Here is a 4,404-nt window from a genome sequence, read left to right as displayed (position 1 = left end):
GGTCTCAACCATTGTGGTTTCAGTCTCACACAATGTGCGCCGAGTAGGCACAGACGTCTCAGCTAATATGCGTCGAAACACGCCTTGTATCTCGCGTCGAGCCGTTCACTATTGCGCGCCGCTACACATAGGGGTGTTCGGGCAGACAAGCCTTGAGGTGAGTTTCAGCCCAGCGGTGAACCGCTACTAGGGATGCTCGCCATCAGAGCGTGCTGGTTTCGTTCCATTTAGCGTATTCTGGCGAACAAACCTTGAGGTGAGCCCTAACTGGTTGCGGGGGCGCGATCCCTTCGCGCGGCGCCCCACGCCCGAGCCGGCGCACGAACCGGTGCTCTGAACGTTGCGGCTATTGCGCGCTGATCGGCGCGAGACGCCCAAGCCAGGCGACCACGGCGACAAGCGCCATCGCCGCGCTCAGTTCCAGCACGAGACTGCGCCGCAGCGCCTTGACCGCCGTGCTGGGGGGCGCCAGCTCGACCAGGGCTTCGCGCAGGGCCGGGGTCAGGCGAAACCGGTTGGCGGCGGCCAGCACGACCATGGCGCCGAAGAGAACGAGCTTGAGAAGCAGAAGAAGCCCGTAGGGCGTGCGGACCAGAGCCGCAACGCCCATGGGCCCGACGAGGAACCAGCTGTTGATCAGGCCGCTGGCGACCAGCACGGCGACGACGCCCGAACCGATGCCCGAAAAGCCCGCCAAGGCGGCATGGAAGGTCGGCGCCTGTCGCGCGTCACGCCGACTGACCCCGGCCAGCCCGAGAAAGAACACCAGGGCGCCGACCCACACGGCGGCCGCCGCGAGGTGGGCGATGTCGGCCACCAGGTGCAGGCCCCCGCCCGGACCCTCCGTGGCCGCGCCATGACCCATCCAGGCCATGCTCGCCGCTGCGACGGCGCCGAGCGCTGACGCGGCGATCCAGGCGGCCCGGCCGGGCGGCGCGAGCAGAAGCACGTGCAGCGCCACGACCGCGGCCAGGGCCCGCGCGAGTGAGGCTGCGCCCATCGCCATCTCGCTGATCACCGAGGTCAGGATCGAGGGATCCAGCGCCGCGGAAAGCGACCCAGCGACCACGGCCGTTTGCAGCACAAGACCCAGGAGACTGGCCACGACCAGCAACGCGGCGCAGCCCGCCAGAAGCCGACGCGGCCAGCCCAGCGCCACGGCGCTGGACGGACCCGCTGCCGGCAGGGCGTAGAGCGCGAAGAGTGCCCCGCCCGCCAGGACGAAGCTCGTCACATATTGCGCCCAGCGAACGAGGACGACCGCGGTCTCCATCGGCTACTTCACCGTGAAGGTCAGGGTTCCATCCATGCGGTGGCCGTCATCGGCGGCGGCCGCATGCCAGGTGAGCTTGTAGGCGCCCGCCATCAGCCGACCCTTGGGCACGCCCGTGATCGTCTTGTGGTCGGCCGAGACGGTGGTCTTGACCGACGTCTTCATCCCGTCGGCCATGGCCAGCTCGAAGCTCGAGAAGGCCGGGGCGAGCTTTTCATTGAAGGTCAGGCGGATCGTCTTGGGTGCGGCGACCGTGGCGTTGGCCGCGGGGTCGGAGGCCACCAGCTTGGCGTGGGCGCTGGCCTGGCCGCCGGCCAGGATCGAGGCCGACAGAACGGCGGTGGCGAGGAAAGCGCGATAGGTCATGGGGCGGGTCCTGTTGAAGGGCGACTTTGTCCTAAGTCCCTACGCGGGCGGCGGCCCAACCCCTCAACAACGCCCGCGCCATTCAGCGCCTAAAGCCGCACCGCCCGGAGGCGCAGCGCGTTGCCGACGACGCTGACCGAGGACAGGGCCATGGCCGCCGCCGCGATCGCGGGCGACAGAAGCCAGCCGAACACGGGATAGAGCACCCCCGCCGCGATCGGCACGCCCGCGACATTGTAAGCGAACGCGAAGAACAGGTTTTGCCGGATGTTGCCCATCACCGCCCGCGAGAGGCGCCGGGCCTTGACCAGGCCCTCCAGGTCCCCGTGCAGCAGCGTGACCCCCGCGCTCTCGATGGCGACGTCCGAGCCCGCGCCCATGGCGACGCCGACCTCGGCCGCCGCCAGGGCCGGCGCGTCGTTGACGCCATCGCCCGCCATGGCGACCTTGCGGCCTTCGGCCCGCAGGCGCTTGACCACGGCGGCCTTCTCGTCGGGCAGGACGTCGGCCTCGACCTCGTCGATGCCCAGCCGCTTGGCGACGGCCTGGGCGGTCGTGCGGTTGTCGCCGGTCAGCATGACCACGCGCACGCCGTCCGCCTTCAGGGCTTCGACGGCTTTCTGGGTGGTCGGCTTGACCGGGTCGGCGATGGCCAGCACGGCGGCGACCGCTCCGTCGATGGCGACATAGATCGCCGTGGCGCCGTCCTGGCGCAGCGCGTCGGCCTGGTCGGCGAGCGGCGCCGACGCCACGCCTTGCTCGTCCAGGAAGCGGGCCGAGCCGATCGCCAGGACGCGCCCCTCGACCTTGCCGACCACGCCCTTGCCCACGGGCGAGTCGAAGTCTTCGGGATGCGACAGCGGCAGCTCCCGCGCCGCCGCGGCTCGGACGATCGCGTCGGCCAGCGGATGCTCGCTGGCCCGCTCCAGGCTGGCGGCCAGGCGCAGGATCTCCTCCTCCGTGAACCCCGCCGCCGGGCGGATCGCCGTGACGGCCGGTCGACCTTCGGTAAGCGTGCCGGTCTTGTCGACGACGAGGGTGTCGATCTTCTCGAAGCGCTCCAGGGCCTCGGCGTTCTTGATCAGGACGCCGGCGGCCGCGCCGCGGCCGACACCGACCATGATCGAGATCGGCGTGGCCAGCCCCAGGGCGCAGGGACAGGCGATGATCAGGACCGAGACCGCCGCCACCAGCGCGAAGGCCATGCTCGGCGGCGGACCGAACGCCGCCCACGCGCCGAAGGCGATCAGGGCGACGAGCATGACGGCCGGCACGAACCAGCCCGATACCCGGTCGGCCATGCGCTGGATGGGCGCGCGGCTGCGCTGGGCCTCGGCCACCATCGCCACGATCTGCGAGAGCAAGGTGTCGGCGCCGACCTTGTCGGCGATCATCAGGAAAGAGCCCGTCTTGTTCAGCGCGCCGCCGATCACCTTGTCGCCCGGCGATTTGTGGACCGGCATGGACTCGCCCGTCACCAGCGACTCGTCGACCGAGGCCTCGCCCATCAGCACCCGGCCGTCGACGGGGATCTTCTCGCCGGGGCGGACGCGCAGGTGGAAGCCGACCTGAATGTCCTCGACGGGAATTTCGAAATCCTCGCCGTCGAACATGCGGCGCGCGGTCTTGGGCGACAGGTCCAGCAGGGCCTTGATCGCGCCAGAGGTGTTCTCGCGGGCGCGCAGCTCAAGGACCTGGCCCAGCAGCACCAGGACCGTGATCACCGCGGCGGCCTCGAAATAGATCGGCGTCGAGCCGTCGGGACGGCGGAAGGCGGCCGGGAAGAGCTGAGGCGCGAGGGTGGCGACCACGCTGTAGGTCCAGGCCACGCCGATACCCATCGCGATCAGCGTGAACATGTTGAGCTGACGCGTCGCCAGCGAGCGCGCGCCGCGCTCGAAGAAGGGCCAGCCGCAGCCCAGCACCACGGGTGTGGCCAAGGCCAATTGGACCCAATTGGAAACCCCTGGCGCCAGGTGAAGCGCCATCAGTCCGACGTGGCCGCCCATTTCCAGCGCGAAGACGGGCAAGGCCAGGGCCAGGCCGATCCAGAAACGGATCGTCATGTCGCGCAGTTCGGGATTGGGTCCGCTGTCGGCGGTGACGGTCAGCGGCTCCAGGGCCATGCCGCAGATCGGGCAGCTGCCCGGGCCGGACCGCCGGATCTCTGGGTGCATCGGGCAAGTATAGATCGCGCCCGGCGTGGCCTCGGACGATGCGGCCTTCGGCGTGGCGGCGTCTTGCAGGTAACGTTCGGGCTCGGCGTCGAACTTGCGAGCGCAGCCGGCCGAGCAGAAGTGGAAATGCTGGCCCGCGTGCAGTCGGTGCTCCGGGGCGGTGGCCGGATCCACGCTCATGCCGCAGACGGGATCGCGATGCTCGCCGGCTGGGGCGCCAGGGGCAGGGTGATGGCCTTGGTGCGAGTTCGAACCGGTCATCACTTCTCTCCATGCGATACGATCATTCGCAATACGCATGGCTCGAAGCTATCCCTCGTTGCGCTGGATCAAACGGCGACGCCTACTGTTGGCTTGTCAATTGTCGGAGAAGCCGATTTCGCTCGCTACCCAGTTGGCGTCGCTCCCTGGCTGAGCGCGATTTCCGATAATCTTTATTAGACGCCATTTTATCAAATATTGGCGGATTCTATTTTGAAGTGCGATTTGTGAGGGTTTTTATGGACTTACGTCCACGGAGATTTTTCACATGGGATCGCGCTACGACCATATCACGATTGAAGAACGCCACCTGATCTGTCGCTGGCG

3 protein-coding genes are annotated in these 4,404 nt (G+C 68.4%); all 3 read right to left on the bottom strand.

Features of this window, described 5'->3' with window-relative positions; all coding sequences use genetic code 11:
• Window positions 1–346 precede the first annotated feature (346 nt).
• The gene (gene copD / locus ABDW31_RS25135) at window positions 347–1,273 is read right to left on the bottom strand and encodes a copper homeostasis membrane protein CopD (protein WP_343699824.1); all 927 of its coding nucleotides are present in this window, start codon (window positions 1,271–1,273) and stop codon (window positions 347–349) included.
• A gap of 3 nt (window positions 1,274–1,276) precedes the next feature.
• Window positions 1,277–1,639 carry a copper homeostasis periplasmic binding protein CopC gene (gene copC, locus ABDW31_RS25130; RefSeq protein ID WP_168077130.1) on the bottom strand — a complete coding sequence of 121 codons (363 nt, stop codon included), beginning with the start codon at window positions 1,637–1,639 and terminating at the stop codon, window positions 1,277–1,279.
• Window positions 1,640–1,728: 89 nt separating this feature from the next.
• Window positions 1,729–4,077, bottom strand: a complete 2,349-nt coding sequence (locus tag ABDW31_RS25125) for a heavy metal translocating P-type ATPase (RefSeq protein ID WP_343699823.1) — start codon at window positions 4,075–4,077, stop codon at window positions 1,729–1,731.
• Window positions 4,078–4,404: the final 327 nt, after the last annotated feature.

It is taken from the genome of Caulobacter sp. (assembly GCF_039596335.1).
Taxonomy (GTDB): domain Bacteria; phylum Pseudomonadota; class Alphaproteobacteria; order Caulobacterales; family Caulobacteraceae; genus Caulobacter.
Note: the sequence above shows the minus strand (reverse complement) of the source record. Positions and strands in the feature narration are given on the sequence as shown.

Coding starts and splice junctions, on each gene's coding strand:
- ABDW31_RS25125 (WP_343699823.1), bottom strand. CDS start 4,077: ATGACCGGTTCGAACTCGCACCAAGGCCATCACCCTGCCCCTGGCGCC.
- copD (WP_343699824.1), bottom strand. CDS start 1,273: ATGGAGACCGCGGTCGTCCTCGTTCGCTGGGCGCAATATGTGACGAGC.
- copC (WP_168077130.1), bottom strand. CDS start 1,639: ATGACCTATCGCGCTTTCCTCGCCACCGCCGTTCTGTCGGCCTCGATC.